This is a genomic window from Brevundimonas sp. 01N35 (genome assembly GCF_056399785.1).
Genome location: NZ_JBFTRZ010000001.1, coordinates 191,915 through 207,565, shown reverse-complemented (window position 1 = coordinate 207,565; position 15,651 = coordinate 191,915). Strand labels below are relative to the sequence as shown.

General features: G+C 69.1%; 18 protein-coding genes. 9 read left to right on the top strand and 9 right to left on the bottom strand.

Annotation, left to right across the window (positions count from 1 at the left end; genetic code table 11):
- Positions 1-47: 47 nt before the first annotated feature.
- A complete protein-coding gene (locus tag AC1DJ5_RS01035; protein WP_477019383.1) occupies positions 48-236 on the bottom strand; it encodes a hypothetical protein in 189 nt (62 codons plus the stop codon).
- 164 nt (positions 237-400) lie between these two features.
- On the opposite strand from AC1DJ5_RS01035, the gene AC1DJ5_RS01030 reads away from it, so the two are divergent.
- The 5 genes from AC1DJ5_RS01030 (at position 401) to AC1DJ5_RS01010 (ending at position 5,900) form a co-directional block, all read left to right on the top strand.
- Complete coding sequence (locus AC1DJ5_RS01030) at positions 401-1,012, top strand: superoxide dismutase (RefSeq protein ID WP_477019382.1); 612 nt, start codon at positions 401-403, stop codon at positions 1,010-1,012.
- 152 nt (positions 1,013-1,164) lie between these two features.
- Positions 1,165-2,091 (top strand): MBL fold metallo-hydrolase, encoded by a 927-nt coding sequence (locus AC1DJ5_RS01025; RefSeq protein WP_477019381.1) that lies wholly within the window; start codon positions 1,165-1,167, stop codon positions 2,089-2,091.
- A 161-nt stretch (positions 2,092-2,252) separates the two neighbouring features.
- Entirely contained in the window at positions 2,253-2,870 is a 618-nt protein-coding gene (rpsD, locus tag AC1DJ5_RS01020) for a 30S ribosomal protein S4 (RefSeq protein WP_441453897.1), read from the top strand.
- A 139-nt stretch (positions 2,871-3,009) separates the two neighbouring features.
- On the top strand, positions 3,010-3,405 hold the full coding sequence (locus AC1DJ5_RS01015) for a hypothetical protein (RefSeq protein ID WP_441453896.1): 396 nt from the start codon (positions 3,010-3,012) through the stop codon (positions 3,403-3,405).
- Between the two features lie 110 nt (positions 3,406-3,515).
- Positions 3,516-5,900: a bifunctional diguanylate cyclase/phosphodiesterase gene (locus tag AC1DJ5_RS01010; protein ID WP_477019380.1), complete on the top strand. Its 2,385-nt coding sequence runs from the start codon at positions 3,516-3,518 to the stop codon at positions 5,898-5,900.
- Here AC1DJ5_RS01010 and AC1DJ5_RS01005 read toward each other — a convergent pair.
- A complete protein-coding gene (locus tag AC1DJ5_RS01005) occupies positions 5,870-6,985 on the bottom strand; it encodes an NADH:flavin oxidoreductase/NADH oxidase (RefSeq protein ID WP_477019379.1) in 1,116 nt (371 codons plus the stop codon). The genes AC1DJ5_RS01010 and AC1DJ5_RS01005 overlap by 31 nt on opposite strands.
- Before the next feature lie 148 nt (positions 6,986-7,133).
- Here AC1DJ5_RS01005 and AC1DJ5_RS01000 point away from each other — a divergent pair, with 148 nt between their 5' ends.
- The gene (locus AC1DJ5_RS01000) at positions 7,134-7,265 is read left to right on the top strand and encodes a hypothetical protein (protein WP_441453890.1); all 132 of its coding nucleotides are present in this window, start codon (positions 7,134-7,136) and stop codon (positions 7,263-7,265) included.
- Complete coding sequence (locus tag AC1DJ5_RS00995) at positions 7,265-7,651, top strand: hypothetical protein (RefSeq protein ID WP_441453888.1); 387 nt, start codon at positions 7,265-7,267, stop codon at positions 7,649-7,651. Before AC1DJ5_RS01000 ends, AC1DJ5_RS00995 begins: the two co-directional genes overlap by 1 nt.
- Positions 7,652-7,719: 68 nt before the next feature.
- Here the strand turns inward: AC1DJ5_RS00995 and AC1DJ5_RS00990 are convergent, their stop codons facing one another.
- From AC1DJ5_RS00990 to AC1DJ5_RS00965, 6 genes are all read right to left on the bottom strand, one after another.
- On the bottom strand, positions 7,720-8,076 hold the full coding sequence (locus tag AC1DJ5_RS00990) for an endonuclease domain-containing protein (RefSeq protein WP_441453886.1): 357 nt from the start codon (positions 8,074-8,076) through the stop codon (positions 7,720-7,722).
- 71 nt (positions 8,077-8,147) lie between these two features.
- On the bottom strand, positions 8,148-8,573 hold the full coding sequence (locus tag AC1DJ5_RS00985; protein WP_441453884.1) for an acyl-CoA thioesterase: 426 nt from the start codon (positions 8,571-8,573) through the stop codon (positions 8,148-8,150).
- 6 nt (positions 8,574-8,579) lie between these two features.
- Complete coding sequence (grxD, locus tag AC1DJ5_RS00980) at positions 8,580-8,939, bottom strand: Grx4 family monothiol glutaredoxin (protein WP_477019378.1); 360 nt, start codon at positions 8,937-8,939, stop codon at positions 8,580-8,582.
- 92 nt (positions 8,940-9,031) lie between these two features.
- Entirely contained in the window at positions 9,032-10,282 is a 1,251-nt protein-coding gene (locus AC1DJ5_RS00975) for a hypothetical protein (RefSeq protein WP_477019377.1), read from the bottom strand.
- Between the two features lie 282 nt (positions 10,283-10,564).
- Entirely contained in the window at positions 10,565-10,906 is a 342-nt protein-coding gene (locus tag AC1DJ5_RS00970) for a hypothetical protein (protein ID WP_441453879.1), read from the bottom strand.
- A 96-nt stretch (positions 10,907-11,002) separates the two neighbouring features.
- Complete coding sequence (locus AC1DJ5_RS00965; RefSeq protein ID WP_477019376.1) at positions 11,003-11,905, bottom strand: LysR family transcriptional regulator; 903 nt, start codon at positions 11,903-11,905, stop codon at positions 11,003-11,005.
- 53 nt (positions 11,906-11,958) lie between these two features.
- Here AC1DJ5_RS00965 and AC1DJ5_RS00960 point away from each other — a divergent pair, with 53 nt between their 5' ends.
- Both AC1DJ5_RS00960 and yczE read left to right on the top strand, forming a co-directional pair.
- Positions 11,959-13,110 (top strand): MFS transporter, encoded by a 1,152-nt coding sequence (locus AC1DJ5_RS00960; protein ID WP_441453875.1) that lies wholly within the window; start codon positions 11,959-11,961, stop codon positions 13,108-13,110.
- Between the two features lie 88 nt (positions 13,111-13,198).
- Entirely contained in the window at positions 13,199-13,807 is a 609-nt protein-coding gene (gene yczE, locus AC1DJ5_RS00955) for a membrane protein YczE (protein ID WP_477019375.1), read from the top strand.
- Positions 13,808-13,968: 161 nt separating this feature from the next.
- Here yczE and AC1DJ5_RS00950 read toward each other — a convergent pair whose 3' ends face one another.
- Positions 13,969-15,615 carry a peptide chain release factor 3 gene (locus AC1DJ5_RS00950; protein ID WP_441453871.1) on the bottom strand — a complete coding sequence of 549 codons (1,647 nt, stop codon included), beginning with the start codon at positions 15,613-15,615 and terminating at the stop codon, positions 13,969-13,971.
- Positions 15,616-15,651 lie beyond the last annotated feature (36 nt).

Genomic DNA, 15,651 nt, shown 5'->3' with positions numbered 1-15,651 from the left:
TGTCTGGGTCCCGGGTTCTGCTGCGCAGCCCCGGGATGACGGCGAAGTCAGACCCTCGCGTCGAACGGACGCGCCCCGGCCCAGCGCCGCTCGCGGGCGGCGTCGTGCAGGGTGTCGGCGAGATCCAGCAGGTGGCGGCGTTCCAGCCGGGGAACGATCTCGAGCAGGTGCAGACGCAGGGTCTCGGCTTCGGCGTCCGAGAGGAGCGTCAGGCGGCGGGATGAACGGACGGGCACGGCATCCTCCTTCACCACGAGGGGGCGCTTTTTGAAAAACGCCCATTCCTCGCGGGGGTTCCGACCTGAAAAACTGAACAAACTCCGCCGTAAAGGCTTGGGTCTTTCGTACGCGGCCCTAGATAGGGGCCAGACGATTCGAAACCCCGAAGAGGACGCTCCCCATGGCCTTCACCCTGCCCCCGCTGCCCTACGCCCACGACGCGCTGGAGCCCGCCATCGACAAGGAGACGATGGGCTTCCACTACGACAAGCACCATCAGACCTATGTCGACAACCTGAACAAGGCCGTCGCGGCCGCAGGCGTCGAAGGCCAGTCGTTCGACGAGCTGTTCGCCAAGATGTCGACCCTGCCGGTCGCCGTGCGCAACAACGCCGGCGGCGTGTGGAACCACACCTTCTTCTGGGACGGCCTGGCCCCCGTCGGCACGGGCGGCGCGCCCTCGGCTGAGCTGGCCGCCGCCATCGACGCCGACCTGGGCGGCATGGACGCCTTCAAGGAGGCCTTCAACGCGGCGGGTCTGGGCCGCTTCGGTTCGGGCTGGGCCTGGCTGATCGTGCAGAACGGCAAGCTGAAGATCATCTCGACGCCGAACCAGGACAACTCCCTGATGGACTTCGCCGAGGAAAAGGGCGCGCCCCTGCTGGTCGCCGACGTCTGGGAGCACGCTTATTATCTGAAGTACCAGAACCGCCGCGCCGAGTTCCTGGCCGCCTTCTGGTCCATCGTGAACTGGAACAAGGTCAACGACCTGTACGCCGCCGCCAAGGGCTGAGGCTCGGCGCGAACGCCGCCAAGGGCTGACGCGTGATTCAACGGCCGCCGCTCCGAAAGGGCGGCGGCCGTTTCGTTTTCGGTTCGTGCTTGCGTCTCGCGCTCGGCGTCCTAGCATCCGACCGTAAAGCCAAGCTTTCCCGGAAACCCGCCATGATCCGTCCCGCCTCCCTGACCGCCGTCGCCGCCGTCGCGGTTCTTATGGCCGCCTGCTCGCATGCGGGAGAAAAGCAGGCGGACAGGGGCGCGCTGGCGGCCCCGGCCGTCGCGGCCAGCGCCGACGTGCATCCCTTCACCATCGGCGCGCTTCAGGCCTACGCCCTGCGCGACGGCGTGCTCAGGGCGCCGAACGACAATACGATCTTCGGCGTCGGCCGCACCAAGGCCGAGGTCGCGGCCGTTCTGACCAGCGCCGGCCTGTCGACGGAGACGATTGACCTGTCGCTCCAGCCCCTGTTGCTGCGCGTCGGCGACCGCGTGGTCCTGCTCGACGCGGGGGCTGGCGGTCAACTGGGCACCGAGAACAAGCTGATCGCCTCGCTGCGCGCGGCGGGCGTCGCGCCGGCGCAGATCACCGATATCCTGATCTCGCACGGGCACCGCGACCATATCGGCGGGCTGGTGACGGCTTCGGGCGCCCTGGCCTTTCCCAACGCCGTCGTCCGCATGACGGCGGCGGAGTGGCAGGCGCTGAAGGCGAAGACCGACAAGGACGGTCTGATTGCGACGATCGCGCCCCAGGTTCAGCCCTTCCAGCCCGGGGCGCAGGTGACGCCCAACATCAGGGCCGTGCCGGTCGACGGCCACACCCCGGGCCACACCGCCTATGAGGTCGCGTCCGGCGATCAGCGCCTGCTCTATATCGGCGATACGGCCCACCATTCGGTGATCTCGGTCCAGCAGCCCGACTGGACCATCGCCTATGACGGCGACGCCCCGACGGCCCAGAACAGCCGCAGGGCCCTGTTGGAACGCGCGGCGGAACAGAAGACGCGGATTTACGCTGTCCACTTCCCCTGGCCGGGTGTGGGACATGTGACGAAGCAGGGCGAGGCCCTGGTCTGGACGCCGGAGTCCTGAGCCGGCCTTGACGAAAGGGGGGCGTGGCTCCATAAGCCCGCCTTTCTCGCATCGGGTCTCGGCCCGAGGTGCGAACTGACTACGGACGATGCGTGGACCGCCGTTGAGATCGCCGCTCCAATCGGGGAGGGGCCGGGCCGCATCAGCATGAAGAGTGACTTATGTCCAAGCGCCATAGCGCCAAGTACAAACTCGATCGGGTCATGGGTGAAAACCTGTGGGGCCGCGCCAAGTCGCCGGTCAACAAACGTTCGTACGGCCCCGGCCAGCACGGCCAGCGCCGCAAGTCGAAAGTCTCGGACTTCGGCCTGCAGCTGAAGGCCAAGCAGAAGCTCAAGGGCTACTACGGCAACATCACCGAGAAGCAATTCTCGGCCATCTATGATGAAGCCGGCCGCCGCAAGGGCAACACCTCGGAAAACCTGATCGGTCTGCTGGAATCGCGTCTGGACGCCATCGTCTACCGCGCCAAATTCGTCCCGACCGTCTGGGCCGCTCGCCAGTTCGTCAGCCACGGCCACGTGACCGTCGACGGCAAGAAGGTCGACATCGGTTCGTACCGCGTCAAGCCGGGCCAAGTCGTCGAGATCAAGGAAAAGTCGCGCAGCATGGCTCTGGTGCTTGAAGCCCAGCAGTCGTCGGAACGCGACATCCCCGATTACCTGGAACTGGGCGATCGCGGCTTCTCGGTCCGTTACGTCCGCGTGCCGGAGCTGTCCGACGTGCCGTACCCGGTCAAGATGGAACCGAACCTGGTCGTCGAATACTACTCGTCCTGATTTCAGGCGTTCGACGATAGAGTTGATGGAAGCCCCGGCGCGAGCCGGGGCTTCTTTCTTATTCAGGATCGCCTGTTCCCTTGGGGGAGGAAGCGGGGCATTCTGACCGGGTGGATACGATCCGCCCCGGAAGGCCGACATGAGACGAACCATCGCCCTCTGCGCCGTCGCCGCCCTCGCCGTCCTGGCGTCGGGCTGCGCCACAAGCGGCGAACCGGTCGTGCGCACCGCCGGCATGCCCGGCCAGTTGGAGCCGATCCACGCGGCGGCCTTCACGCGCGATCTGGCGGTCTTCTGGGTCAGTTCGAACGGCTGCACCAGCAAGGCCGACGTCAAACCCTTCATCACCCGCCTGCGCGACTCGGCGGTCATCACCCTGCGTCGGGTCGATGAGGACCGCTGCACCGACCCCAAGGCCGAGGGGGTGCAGTTGCAGTGGACGTTCGAGGAACTGGGCCTGCCGCCGGGCGCCGAGGTCTCGGTCAACAATCCCTATATGATGCGCCAGGACGGCAAGCCGAGCGGGGCCTCCTGACCGGCGTTCTCGGGGCAAGGCTTCGTTAGCCATTCCGGGCGACTGCGGATTAATAGTTAAGCCGGTAGAGACGCGGTCCTCCCCTTTGTAGCGTCCCCCTGCCGGTTTCCATGCGTATCGTAGATTGTCTGACCTCCGCCCATAATCCGGCGCTGGTCGCCCTGGCCGCCCTGATCTGCATTCTGGGCAGCTGGATCACCGTCAGCCTGCTGAAGCGGGTCCGCCATACGCAGTCTGGAACGCGTGCCGCCTGGGTCTTCCTGGGCGCCCTGGCGGGCGGGGCGACCGTCTGGTGCACCCATTTCGTCAGCATGCTCGCCTATGAGCCCGGCGTGCAGGTCGCCTATGAGCCGGACCTGACCGGCCTGTCGCTGCTGGTGGCCATCGTCGGATGCGGCGCGGCCCTGGTGACGGTGGCGCAACGCCCGCGCGCCGCCGCGGTTCTGGGCGGCCTGCTGTTCGGCCTGACCGTCGCGGGCATGCATTTCATCGGCATGGCCGCCTTCGCCGTCGACGCGGCGATCGAATGGTCGTGGGCCTATGTGGTCGCCGCCGTGGCGGGGTCTCTGCTGTTCGGGGCGCTGTCCTTCCATCTGGCCGTGCGGGCGACCGATACGTGGGAGCGCTGGCAGGCCATCGCCTGCATGGTTCTCGGCATCGTCGTCCTGCATTTCACGGCCATGGCGGCCCTGACGATCACCCCCTTCGCGCCGATAGAGGGCGCCCTGACCGGCAATGAAGCCCGACACATCATCGCCATCAGCGTCGCGGGAGTCGGCCTTCTGGTCCTCGGCGCCGGGGTGGCCAGCTATGCCCTGGACAGCCAGTCTCGCCATCAGGCCGAGGCCCGTCTGCAGCATCTGATCGAAGGCGGCGTGGACGGCATGGCGGTCGAGCGCGACGGCGTCATCATCGGCGCGAACACGGCCCTGCTGACGCTGGTGGGCGTGGAGCGCGAGGCGCTGATCGGCCAGAGCCTGGCGCGCTGGGCCGAGGACGTGGGACGCCTGGCCGACGGCGACATGGTGCAGTCGTCGCTGAAGACCGCCTCGGGCGAGATCCTGCCGGTCGAACTGTCGGCCAAGCGCGACCCCGCCAGCGAGGGCGCGGTCATGATCTACGCCGTGCGCGACCTGCGCGCCCGTCTGGCCCAGGAGCGCCGCATCGCCCATCTGGCGCGCAACGACAGCCTGACGGGCCTGCCCAACCGCGCTTCCTTCCTGGAACGGCTGAACCGCCAGACCGCCACGATCAAACCGGGCGAGACCCTGGCCCTGTTCGCCCTGGACCTGAACCGCTTCAAGGAGGTCAACGACCTCTACGGCCACGCCGTCGGCGACCAACTGCTGTGCCGTATCTCGGACCACCTGCGCGAGGCGCTGAAGGCCGGGGAGTTCGTGGCCCGACAAGGCGGCGACGAGTTCGTGGCCATGGCGTCCGTCGCCTCGCGCGCCGAAGCCCTGGCCGTGGCCGAGCGTCTCAGCGCCGCCATCATCCAGCCGGTGACCATCGAGCACGCCGACCTGTCGTGCGGGGCCAGCATCGGCATCTCCCTGTGGCCTGAGGACGCCGACGACCTGTCGACCCTGATCAACAACGCCGACCTGGCCATGTATCGCGCCAAGGGGTCGCTGACGGTCGACATCTGCTTCTACGAGGCGGACATGGATCAGGCCGTGCGGGCGCGTCGCCGCGTCACCCAGGCCCTGCGCGAGGCCCTGGATAACGAACAGTTCGAGCTTCACTATCAGGTCCAGGCCTCGGTCAAGACCGGCAAGGCGACGGGCTATGAAGTCCTGCTGCGCTGGAAGGACGAGGAGGGACGCAACATCCCGCCGTCCGATTTCATCCCCGTGGCCGAGGAGACCGGCCTGATCCTGCCCATCGGCGAATGGGTCCTGCGTCAGGCCTGCAAACAGGCCGCCGCCTGGGCCGAGCCGCACCGCATCGCCGTCAACCTGTCGCCGGTGCAACTGGGTCACGTCGACCTGCCGCGCCTGGTGCATCAGGTCCTGCTGGAGACGGGGCTGGCCGCCTCGCGCCTGGAGCTGGAGATCACCGAGACGGCCATGATCAGCGACATGGAGCGCACCACCCATGTGCTGCGCCAGCTGAAGGCTCTGGGCGTCACCATCGCTATGGACGACTTCGGCACCGGCTATTCCTCGCTGTCGACCCTGCGCGCCTTCCCCTTCGACAAGATCAAGCTGGACCGCTCCTTCATGACCGAACTGGACGGCGCCGCGCCGCAGTCGCGGGCCATCATCCGCGCCGTCCTGACCATCGGCGAAAGCCTGTCGATCCCGGTCCTGGCCGAGGGCGTGGAGACGCCCGAACAACTGGCCTTCCTGCGCGCCCAGGGCTGCAACGAGGTGCAGGGCTATCTGCTGGGGCGGCCCCAGCCGGAAGCCGACGCCCTGTCGAACGGCGCCGCCGTGGTCCCGGCGACGCCGCGAGAAGAGACTCAGGTCGAGGCGGCGCGCGCCGTCGCATAGCCGGGCCAGTGGGCGGCGTCGGCCCGTTCGTACTGCACGGGCAGGCCCTCCGCCTCGCCCAGGGCTGTGGCGGCATGGTGGCCCCAATTGGGGTCGTCCAACACCGCGCGGGCCAGGGCGATCAGGTCGGCCTTGCCCTTGGCCAGCAGGGTCTCGGCCTGCTGCGCCGTGACGATCATGCCGACGGCCATGACATTGGCCTCGGGCACCGCCGCCTTGACCGCCTCGGCGAAGGCGACCTGATAGTTCAGCTGGTCGCCGGGAATACGCGCCGTGGCGATGTTGCCGCCGCTGGACAGGTGCAGATAGTCGTAGCCCATGTCGTGCAAAGCCCGGCCGAAGACTTGCGCCTCTTCGACGGTGATGCCGCCCTCGGTCCAGTCCGAGCCGTTGTAGCGCGCGCCCAGCGCCTTGGTCCGGGGCCAGGCGTCGCGCAGGGCCTGGGCCACCCGCAACGGGAAGTGCATCCGGTTCTCCAGCGACCCGCCGTAGTCGTCGGTCCGTTCGTTCGACAGCGGCGACAGGAACTGGGTCAGCAGATAGCCGTGGGCGGCGTGCAGCTCGACCAGATCGAACCCGGCGCGATCCGCCCGTTTCGCCGAGTCCACGAAGGCGTCCACCACTCGGTCCATGCCCGCCTGATCCAGCGCGGTCGGCGTGCGCCAGTCGGGCTTGAAGGCCTGGGCCGAGGCGGAAAACGTCTCCCACGCCTTGTCGGCCGGGGCCGGGCCGCCGCGCTCGATCCACGGCGGATTGGTCGAAGCCTTGCGCCCCGCGTGGGCCAACTGGATGCCGATCGGCGTGTCCGAATAGGTGCGGAGGTCGCGGATGATCTTGGCGAAGGCGGCTTCCTGTTCGTCGGTATAGAGGCCGGTGTCGGCCCAGGAGATGCGGCCCGCCGCCTCGACCCCCGTGGCCTCGATCACCACCAGTCCGGCGCCCGACAGGGCCATCCGGCCTATGTGCTGGGCGTGCCAGGGCTGGGGCACGCCGTCCACGGCCGAATACTGGCACATGGGGGCGACGACGATGCGGTTCTTCAGCATCAGCGGCCCGACGGCGCGGGGGGCGAACAACAGGCTCATGGCGGAGGTCTCGTAAAGGTCAGGGGAGGCGACGGTCACAGTAGCTATGACTGTGGCGATTTCGTTCAACCCCGCCTTTCCGATTATTCACGTGATCCCGAACGGCGACGCTGGCAGTTTGGGCTCAGCAAACAAGGGGATTACATCCATGCGCCGTCTTATCATCGCTCTCGCCGTCGCCGCCGTCGCCGCGCCCATGCTGTCGGGCTGCATCATCATCGCCAGCGAAAAGCCGACCACCCGCGTCATCCACTCGGCCCCCGCCGAGAGCGGTCGCTGATGCGGCGCGCCGTCGCGGCCGCGGTCGCCCTGCTGCCGCTGCTGGGCGGCTGCGTCATCTATTCGAACGAGGGCGGGGAAAAGGTCACGGTTCGCGTCAGCGATCAGGTGGTCGCCGCCCCGGCCGAACCGCTTGAGGCCGTCCGCAAGGTCGACTTCGACGGTCAGCACCTGAACGTCGTGGTCGGCTCGAACGGTTGCACCGAGGCCGCCAGCTTCGAGGTCAAGATCAAGGACGGCGACCCGGCCGAACTGACCCTGATCCGCCGCGCGCCCGACCTGTGCCGCGCCCTGGTGCGCGAAGGCGTCGTCGTCAGCTGGACCTACGCCGAACTGGGCCTTCAGTCGGGCGACGCCGTCCGCGTGATGAACCCGATCAGTTTGTAGGCCTTGCTCTTTCCTCCCTGTTGCGCAGCAATGGGGAGGGGGACCGCGTAGCGGTGGAGGGGGCGGCGCTACGCTTTCCGTTTGAGCGCCACGTTCCTGATCGCGTTCAAGACGCCCTCGACATCGTTGCGCACGTCGCATGAGGCGACGCGCAGCATCGACACACCCTGTGCCGCGAGCCAAGCCGTGCGCCGTTCGTCATGGCGGACCTGATCGGCATCGTCGTGGATCATGCCGTCGACTTCGACGGCTAGCTCTCGCTCGGCGCAATAGAAGTCGAGGATGTAGGGGCCGATAGGGTGCTGTCGACGGAACTTCAGCCCTTCCAGCTTGCGCCCCTTCAACTGCGCCCAGAGTTGCGCTTCCGGCGGCGTGAGGGCGCGTCGCATGTTGCGCGCGCGTTCGTGACTCATGCTGTCAGCCATAGCGCCGCCCCCTCCACCACTTCGTGGTCCCCCTCCCCATTGCTGCGCAACAGGGAGGAAAGAGCAAGCCGTTACGCCGAAAACGGCCCCAGCATCTCCGCGGGGATGCGGGCGGGGCGCAGCGACTTGGCTTCGACCAAGCACCACTCCGATACGCCTTGGGCGCACAGGCGGCCTTCGCCGTCCTCGATGCGGACATAGCGGTTGAAGCGCGGCCCCTGCGGATCGCCTACCCAGGTGCGGGCGACGACGCCGGTCGCGCCGGGCACAATGGCGCGCAGATAGTCGATCTCGTGCCGCAGGGCGATCCAGGACCATTTGGCCCGCGTTTCCTCGTCGAAGCGCGCGTTCCAGTGGGCCGTGCCGACGTCCTGCAGCCAGCCGACATAGACGACGTTGTTGACGTGGTTGTTCTCGTCGATGTGCTCGGGCCGCACGTCCAGGGGGACGACGAAGACCTCGCGGTCCTCGCGCGGGATCAACTGCGGCCGAGCCATCCGGGCTTAGGCTTCGCCGAGGGCGACGCCCTTTTCGACCATCAGGGCCTGAAGCTCGCCCGCCTGGAACATCTCGCGCACGATGTCCGAACCGCCGACGAACTCGCCCTTCACATAGAGCTGGGGGATGGTCGGCCAGTCGGTGAAGCTCTTGATGCCGTCGCGCAGGGTTTCGTCTTGCAGCACGTCGACGCCGACGAAGGCCGCGCCCACGTGGTCGAGAATCTGCACCGCCAGCGAGGAGAAGCCGCAGCGCGGGGAGTCCGGCGTGCCCTTCATGAACAGCACCACGTCATGCTCGGCCACGGTGGCGGCGATGAAGGCGTGGACGGGGTCAGCAGCTTGGACGGTCGATTGATCGGTCACGATAAGGGCCTTTCAGAGAAGTCCGTCAGCTAGGCGCCCAATGGGGCTGGGTCAAGGCCGGGCCTTGCGCCAAGCGGCTGCGGCAAGTCGGCTCAGGCGGCCTGGGGGCGAGGGATCAGCCGCCGCGCGCGCTGGGCCAGGACCGGCGCGCCCTGTTCGTGGGCGGTCTCGGCGGCCTCGGTCAGCATCAGGCCCAGACCCTGCGGGGTCTGGCCGGTCCAGCGGGCGCGGGCCAGGGCGACCCCGGCCATGCCGATCTGGTCGGCGGCCCAGTCCAGCGGCGTAGCGGCCACGGACGGGCGACCCAGACGGCGACGCAGGCCGGACTCGATCTCCAGCAGGGCCGACAGGTCGCCGATCGACTCGGCCCGCTCCGTCTCCTGCGCCACGCGCCGCTCATGGGCCTGGGCGCCCAGGATCAGGCCGCCGCCCTCGGTCAAGGCCTCGGCCTGGACCAGCACCAGCAGGGGCAGGGTCTCGCGCTCGGCGCGCATCACCTGGATGGCGGCCCAGTCCAGCGGGCTGTGGTCGGGGGTGAACTGGTCGGCGGCGGCGTCGAACAGGGCGTGGGCCTGATCGCGGGCGGTCGCATCGTCGGCGACGGCGGCCAGGGCGGCCATGCCCGCCGCGCACAGGGCCAGGGCGCGGGCGCGGCTCAGAGGGCGCTGTTCGGGCGTGGCGCCCTCGACCAGATCCCGCAGGTCGCGGCCCGCCTGATCCAGCCGGCGCGGGTCGCGCGCCGCCAGACCGGCCTCCAGCGACAGGGCGGCGCGGTCCAGCCGCAGGTCGTCTTCCAGCGCCCGATGCGAGCCCTTCAGCCCGTGCAGGGCCGCGTCCAGCCGGGCGCAGGCGTCCAGCAGGGCCGGGGTTTCGCCCGCGACCAGCGCCCGCCGCGCGTGCAGCCGGGCCTCCAGCGCGCCGACCGCGCCCGCCGTGTCGCCGCGTCGCGCCGCCGGCAGGGTCTTCAGCAGGGCCAGGGCCGCCTCGATCCTGTCCGGGCCGCCGCACAGGTCGAAGGCCAGCATGGTGGTCTGGACCAGCTCCAGGGCGGCGCGGATGGCCTGATCGTCGTTCTGGGCGTGGCGGGCCGCGTCACGGGCGGCGGCCTCGGCCTTGTCCAGGCTCAGGGCGGCGCCGCAGCGGCGGGCGTGTTCGCGCCACAGGGCCGAGGCGCGCAGAGCGGCGTCGAAGGGGCGGGGGCAGGAGACGCGGCCGGCGTCGACCGTCTGCTGACGCGCCTCGACCTCGACCAGACCGACCCCGATCAGCTCCAGCCAGCCGAGATCGTCGCTGTCGCGCGCCTTCTCGAACAGCCGTCGCAGATCCCTGCCGAATTCGAACATCGCTGACCTTCGTCGTCCCGCTTCGGGATCGCGAGGGCGATCCTGCAGACGCACAAGCAAACGCAGCGCCGCCAGATGGGTTCGACTTGAGCGTAATTGTGAAAAAATCGGGGCTGACCTTTCCTCCCCATTCCATGGGGAGGGGGACCGCGGAGCGGTGGAGGGGGCGTCGCGACGCTATGTGATTAGCGCCTGTCCTGAAAACGTAGCGCCGCCCCCTCCGTCACGTCGCCTTCGGCGCCGCGCCACCTCCCCATGGAATGGGGAGGAAAGACGGCGCTCTTAACCCAGTCGCGGGGTCATCTGGCGACAGCGTTGCAGAACGGCGCGGGCCTCGGCCTCGCCCCCCGACAGTCGCTTCACCGAATCGAGTCGGGCGCGGGTCTGGTCGTTTTCGGCCGCCACCGGGTCGCGTCCGGCGGCGGTCGCCGCCTGCATGGCCGCCAGGGACCAGTAGAGGGCCGCGTCATAGAGGGTGCGGCCGTAACGGCTCTCGCCGCCCTCCAACTCCGACGCCGCCTGGGCCAGCCCGGCGCACCGCACCGCCTCGTCATAGGAGACGAGCCGGGTCGTCTGGGTCGGGCCCAGAACCGCGAGCGCGGTTGTGACGACGGCGATGAGCATCAAGGACTCCACGGCGCCCCGAGCGCCGCAAGATCCCTAGAGAACCACGGCCTTGTGTCTGATGAAAGACGTGTTCAGGAAAACTTCAGGTTGCAGTCAACTCGGCGCTGGGGCGGGCGGCATGGCGCGCCCCTGATCGACCAGCCAGCGGACGAAAGCCCGTTGGGCGCGCGACGCCTCGCCCGCGCCGGGGATGGCCGCGACGGCGCCGCCCTCGGGCGCAAAGCCAAAGGGCGCCAGCAGCCTTCCGTCCTGAACCGCCTCAGCCGCCAGGGCCCAGGGCAGGACGGCGGCGCCCCATCCCGAAAGGGCCGCGTCCAGGGCGAAATGCAGGTGGGCGACGGGTCGGTCGGACGCCGCCGTCGAACGCCGGCCGCCCAGCGCCGACCAGTCCTTCCAGCCGGTCATATGGGTGCGGGCTTCCAGCCGAGGGGCGTTCAGGGCCGCCGCCCTGGCATCCTCGCCCGCCAGCGAAGGGGCGATGACCGGACCGATGGCGTTGGCAATGATTCGCTCGCCGCCCAGGGCTTCGATCCGACCGGCGTCCAGCAGGCGCACCACCAGGTCGGCGCCCCGGCGGCTGATCGCGTGGGGCGCCAGTTCGACCAGATGCACCCGCACCTCGGGATGGAGCCGTGCGAAATCGGCCAGACGCGGGATCAGCCATTTGACCGCCAGGCTGGCGTTGACGGCGACATGCAGGTCCTGGCCCTCGCCCCGCGCCTGGGCCACGGATGCTGCGATGCCGTCAAAGGCGGCGGTCAGGCCCGGCAACAGGGCGCGGCCGGCCGGGGTCAGGCTCAGGGCGTGGCGCGGCCCCTCGAACAACCGCACCGCCAGCTGCGCCTCCAGCGCCTTGACCTGACGGCTGACGGCGCTGTGGGTCACGTTCAGCTCGGCCCCCGCCTGGGTGGCGCTGCCGGTCCGCGCCATGGCCTCGAAGGCGCGGAGCGCATTCAGCGAGGGCGCCGCGCCGGAAGCTGTGAGGTTTTCGAACATGCCCCTCCCGATAGGTCGCTTTCGTCGCGGCGGCAATGCGGCGACACCCAGCCATGTCGTCGTCCTCCGCTCACCGCCTGTTCGTTCCCGTCCTCGGCTTCGGCCTGATCGTCGCCTTCGCCTCCAGCTATTACCTTCTGGGCGTGCTGGCCGAGCCGCTGGCGGCGGGGACCGGGACGGCGCCGTCCCTGGTGTTCGCCGGCCTGTCGGGGGCTTTTCTGATTTCGGCGGGGCTCAGTCCCTTCGGCGGGCGCTGGGTCGACCGGCGCGGCGGCCGCGAGGTGCTGGCTGTCTCTTCGGTCGTCTTCGCCCTGGCCCTCGGCGGACTGGGCCTGGCCCAGGGGCCGGTCAGCATGGTCGCGTCGATCCTGATGCTGGGGGTCGGCATGGGCGTCGGTTTCTACGGGCCGGCCTTCGCCGTCCTGGTCGCCATTCACGGCGAGGACGCCAAGAAGCCGATCACGGCGGTGTCCCTGATCGGGGCCTTCGGCGGGGCTCTGGGCTGGCCCCTGACCCTGGCGATGATCGAGGCGGTGGGCTGGCGCGGGGCCTGTTTCGGCTGGGCGGCCCTGCATCTGCTGGTCTGCCTGCCGCTGTATCTGACCCTGCTGCCGGACGGGCGGGCCGGGCCGCGACCCTCGGCCGAGGCGGGGGGCGTGCGTTGGGACGGACGGATGATCCGGCTGGCGGTCCTGTTCGCCGGGGCCTGGTGGATCGCCACCGCCCTGAGCGCCCACCTGCCGCGCCTGCTGGGACGGCTGGGGCTGGACCCGGCCGAGGCGGCGCTGGCGGCCAGCCTGATGGCGGGTTCGGCCGTCGTGGTGCGGCTGCTGTCCTTTCTTGCGCCGGGCAAGGGCTCGCCGGTCTCCGTCCTGCGGCTGGCCACCCTGCTGCATCCGCTGGGCGCGGCGGTCGCCTGGTTCGGCGGCAAGGGTCTGGCCGGGGCGGTGGCCCTGGGACAGGGGGCGGGCAACGGCCTGCTGTCCGTGGCCTCGGGCGTCCTGCCGCTGCACCTGTTCGGCAAGGAGAACTACGCCACCCGTCAGGCCCTGATCCTGACCCCGGCGCGCTTTCTTCAGGCGGCGGCGCCCCTCAGCTACGGCGTCGTGCTGGACCACTCGGCGGGGCTGGCGTTGGCGGCCTCCAGCGCGGTCTGCGTCCTGATGTTCGCCATGACCTTCGGGCTGGAAAGGCGCGCGGATTAGAAAAGGCGGCATGTGGGCGGGCGGCCACATCCGCCCGTCGTCGTTAAAACGGCCTGTGAAACCAGGGCGATATGGCGTGTATGGCGTCATGTTCATACGCCGCTTCACCCAACTGCAAATCGGCCTGCTGCTTTACGGTGCGTCTCTGGGCTTGATGGTCCGCGCCGATCTGGGCCTGAATCCGTGGAGCGTGCTGCATCAGGGCCTGTCGGAACTGACCGGGCTGAGCCTGGGGCTGGTCGTCAATCTGGTCGGGTTGCTGGTGCTGCTGGTCTGGATCCCGCTGCGCCAGAAGCCGGGCGTCGGGACGATCTGCAACGTGCTGGTCATCGGCACGGCGGCGGACGTCGCCCTGTGGGCCCTGCCGCCCATCGAAGGGCTGGCGCTGAGGATCGCCTTCCTGGCGGCGGCGATCGTGCTGAACGGCGCGGCGACGGCGGCCTATATCGGCGCGGGGCTAGGCCCCGGTCCGCGCGACGGCCTGACCACCGGTCTGGTGCGGATCACCGGCTGGAAGGTCGGCTGGGCGCGGACGGCGATCGAGGTCGCGGTTCTGGGCGGCGGCTGGCTGCTGGGCGGCGTGGCCGGCGTCGGCACGCTGCTCTACGCCCTGGCCAACGGGCCGCTGATGCAGTTCTTCATGCGCTGGTTCGAGATCGCCCCAGAGCGAGAGGTCAGCCCGGCGACATCGAGCTGAGCGGTTGTCTTCCCCACCGTCGTCATTCCGGCCGAAGGCCTCGCGCCAGCGAGGGCGCAGAGCCGGGACCGCCCAGGGCGCGACGGTCCACCGGTTTCAGGGCGCGGCGTTTCCGGCGGTCCTGGATAGCGGCGGCGCCGCTTCCGGGATGACGGGGCGGCTCAGCCCCGTTCCTTGGTCTTGGTGAAGGCGATCTTCGGGAAGCGTTCGGCGACATAGCCGGTTTCCCAGCTGGACTTGGCCAGGAAGACCGGGGCCTGGTCGATGTCGACGGCCATCTGCGGGCGGTACTTGCCGGCGAAGTCGTCGAGGTCGGCCGTGGCGCCGGCGATCCAGCGGGCCTCGGCGTAGGGCGAGGGTTCGAAGATGACGTCGAGGTTGTATTCCTCGCCCAGACGGTCGGCCATGACTTCGAACTGCAGCTGACCGACGGCGCCGACGATGAAGTCCGAGCCGAGTTCGGGGCGGAACAGCTGGGTCACGCCTTCTTCGGCCAGACCTTCCAGCGCCTTCTTCAGGTGCTTGGCCTTCAGCGGGTCCTTGACGCGGACGCGCTGCAGGATTTCGGGGGCGAAGTTGGGCAGGCCGGCGAAGCGGATCATGCCGCTTTCCGACAGGCTGTCCCCCACACGAAGGACGCCATGGTTGGGGATGCCGATGACGTCGCCGGCATAGGCGTCCTCGGCCAGTTCACGGTCGCTGGCGAAGAACATGATAGGGGCGTTCACCGACAACTGCTTGCCGGTGTTCTGCACCTTCAGCTTCATGCCGCGCTTGAAGCTGCCCGAGGCCATGCGGAACATGGCGATACGGTCGCGGTGGTTGGGGTCCATGTTGGCCTGGACCTTGAAGACGAAGCCGGTGACTTCGGCGCCGCCCGGCTCGACCGCGATCTCGACGGGCGCGGGGGCGTTGCGGGTCTCGGGCGGGGCTTCCTTGCGGGCGGGCATGACCTTGGGCGGGGGCGCCCATTCGCCGATGGCGGCCAGCAGTTCGTCGATGCCGAAGTGGCGCAGGGCCGAGCCCCACAGCACGGGCGTCATATGGCCTTCCAGGAAGGACTGGCGGTTGAAGGTCGGATAGCCCGCCTCGACCAGTTCCTGGGCCTCCATCAGGGCCTCGTGTTCGCCGGGCTCGAAGTATTGCGCCGCGTCGGCCAGGGGCAGGGCTTCGGGGTGGCCGGGGTCCTCGGCGGCGCCGGCGGGCTTCTTGGTGTAGGGCTGGAACTTGCCGGTCGCGACCTCGACCATGCCGCGCAGGCGGTTGCCGCTCTCGGCCGGCCACCAGATCGGGGCGGGGTCCAGTTGCAGGCGGCTGGCGATTTCGTCCAGCAGGGCCATCGGGTCCTGAGCCTCGCGGTCCAGCTTGTTGATGAAGGTGATGATCGGAATGTCGCGCAGGCGGCAGACCTCGAACAGCTTCAGCGTCTGCGGCTCGATGCCCTTGGCGGCGTCCAGCACCATGATGGCGCAGTCGGCGGCGGTCAGGGTGCGATAAGTGTCTTCCGAGAAGTCTTCGTGGCCTGGCGTGTCCAGCAGGTTGAACATCTTGGCCACGCCGTCGGACGTGGTGTGCTCGAACGTCATGACCGAGGCCGAGACAGAAATGCCCCGTTCCTTCTCGATCTTCATCCAGTCGGACTGGGTGCGCCGGTTCTCGCCGCGCGCCCGCACGGCGCCCGCCGCGCGAATGGCCCCGCCAGCCAGCAGAATGTGTTCCGTCAGCGTCGTCTTGCCCGCATCCGGGTGAGCGATGATGGCGAAGGTCCGGCGGCGACCGGCCTCTTCGGCGAGCGTGAGTTTCGACATGGTCGCGCAACTAGCGCGAGGCGCGCCGAAAGTCGA

What these genes read in the sequence shown, in the direction of transcription:
- AC1DJ5_RS01030 (WP_477019382.1), top strand. Translation starts at nt 401, where the DNA reads ATGGCCTTCACCCTGCCCCCGCTGCCCTACGCCCACGACGCGCTGGAG.
- AC1DJ5_RS01025 (WP_477019381.1), top strand. Translation starts at nt 1,165, where the DNA reads ATGATCCGTCCCGCCTCCCTGACCGCCGTCGCCGCCGTCGCGGTTCTT.
- rpsD (WP_441453897.1), top strand. Translation starts at nt 2,253, where the DNA reads ATGTCCAAGCGCCATAGCGCCAAGTACAAACTCGATCGGGTCATGGGT.
- AC1DJ5_RS01015 (WP_441453896.1), top strand. Translation starts at nt 3,010, where the DNA reads ATGAGACGAACCATCGCCCTCTGCGCCGTCGCCGCCCTCGCCGTCCTG.
- AC1DJ5_RS01010 (WP_477019380.1), top strand. Translation starts at nt 3,516, where the DNA reads ATGCGTATCGTAGATTGTCTGACCTCCGCCCATAATCCGGCGCTGGTC.
- AC1DJ5_RS01005 (WP_477019379.1), bottom strand. Translation starts at nt 6,985, where the DNA reads ATGAGCCTGTTGTTCGCCCCCCGCGCCGTCGGGCCGCTGATGCTGAAG.
- AC1DJ5_RS01000 (WP_441453890.1), top strand. Translation starts at nt 7,134, where the DNA reads ATGCGCCGTCTTATCATCGCTCTCGCCGTCGCCGCCGTCGCCGCGCCC.
- AC1DJ5_RS00995 (WP_441453888.1), top strand. Translation starts at nt 7,265, where the DNA reads ATGCGGCGCGCCGTCGCGGCCGCGGTCGCCCTGCTGCCGCTGCTGGGC.
- AC1DJ5_RS00990 (WP_441453886.1), bottom strand. Translation starts at nt 8,076, where the DNA reads ATGGCTGACAGCATGAGTCACGAACGCGCGCGCAACATGCGACGCGCC.
- AC1DJ5_RS00985 (WP_441453884.1), bottom strand. Translation starts at nt 8,573, where the DNA reads ATGGCTCGGCCGCAGTTGATCCCGCGCGAGGACCGCGAGGTCTTCGTC.
- AC1DJ5_RS00975 (WP_477019377.1), bottom strand. Translation starts at nt 10,282, where the DNA reads ATGTTCGAATTCGGCAGGGATCTGCGACGGCTGTTCGAGAAGGCGCGC.
- AC1DJ5_RS00970 (WP_441453879.1), bottom strand. Translation starts at nt 10,906, where the DNA reads ATGCTCATCGCCGTCGTCACAACCGCGCTCGCGGTTCTGGGCCCGACC.
- AC1DJ5_RS00965 (WP_477019376.1), bottom strand. Translation starts at nt 11,905, where the DNA reads ATGTTCGAAAACCTCACAGCTTCCGGCGCGGCGCCCTCGCTGAATGCG.
- AC1DJ5_RS00960 (WP_441453875.1), top strand. Translation starts at nt 11,959, where the DNA reads ATGTCGTCGTCCTCCGCTCACCGCCTGTTCGTTCCCGTCCTCGGCTTC.
- yczE (WP_477019375.1), top strand. Translation starts at nt 13,199, where the DNA reads ATGTTCATACGCCGCTTCACCCAACTGCAAATCGGCCTGCTGCTTTAC.
- AC1DJ5_RS00950 (WP_441453871.1), bottom strand. Translation starts at nt 15,615, where the DNA reads ATGTCGAAACTCACGCTCGCCGAAGAGGCCGGTCGCCGCCGGACCTTC.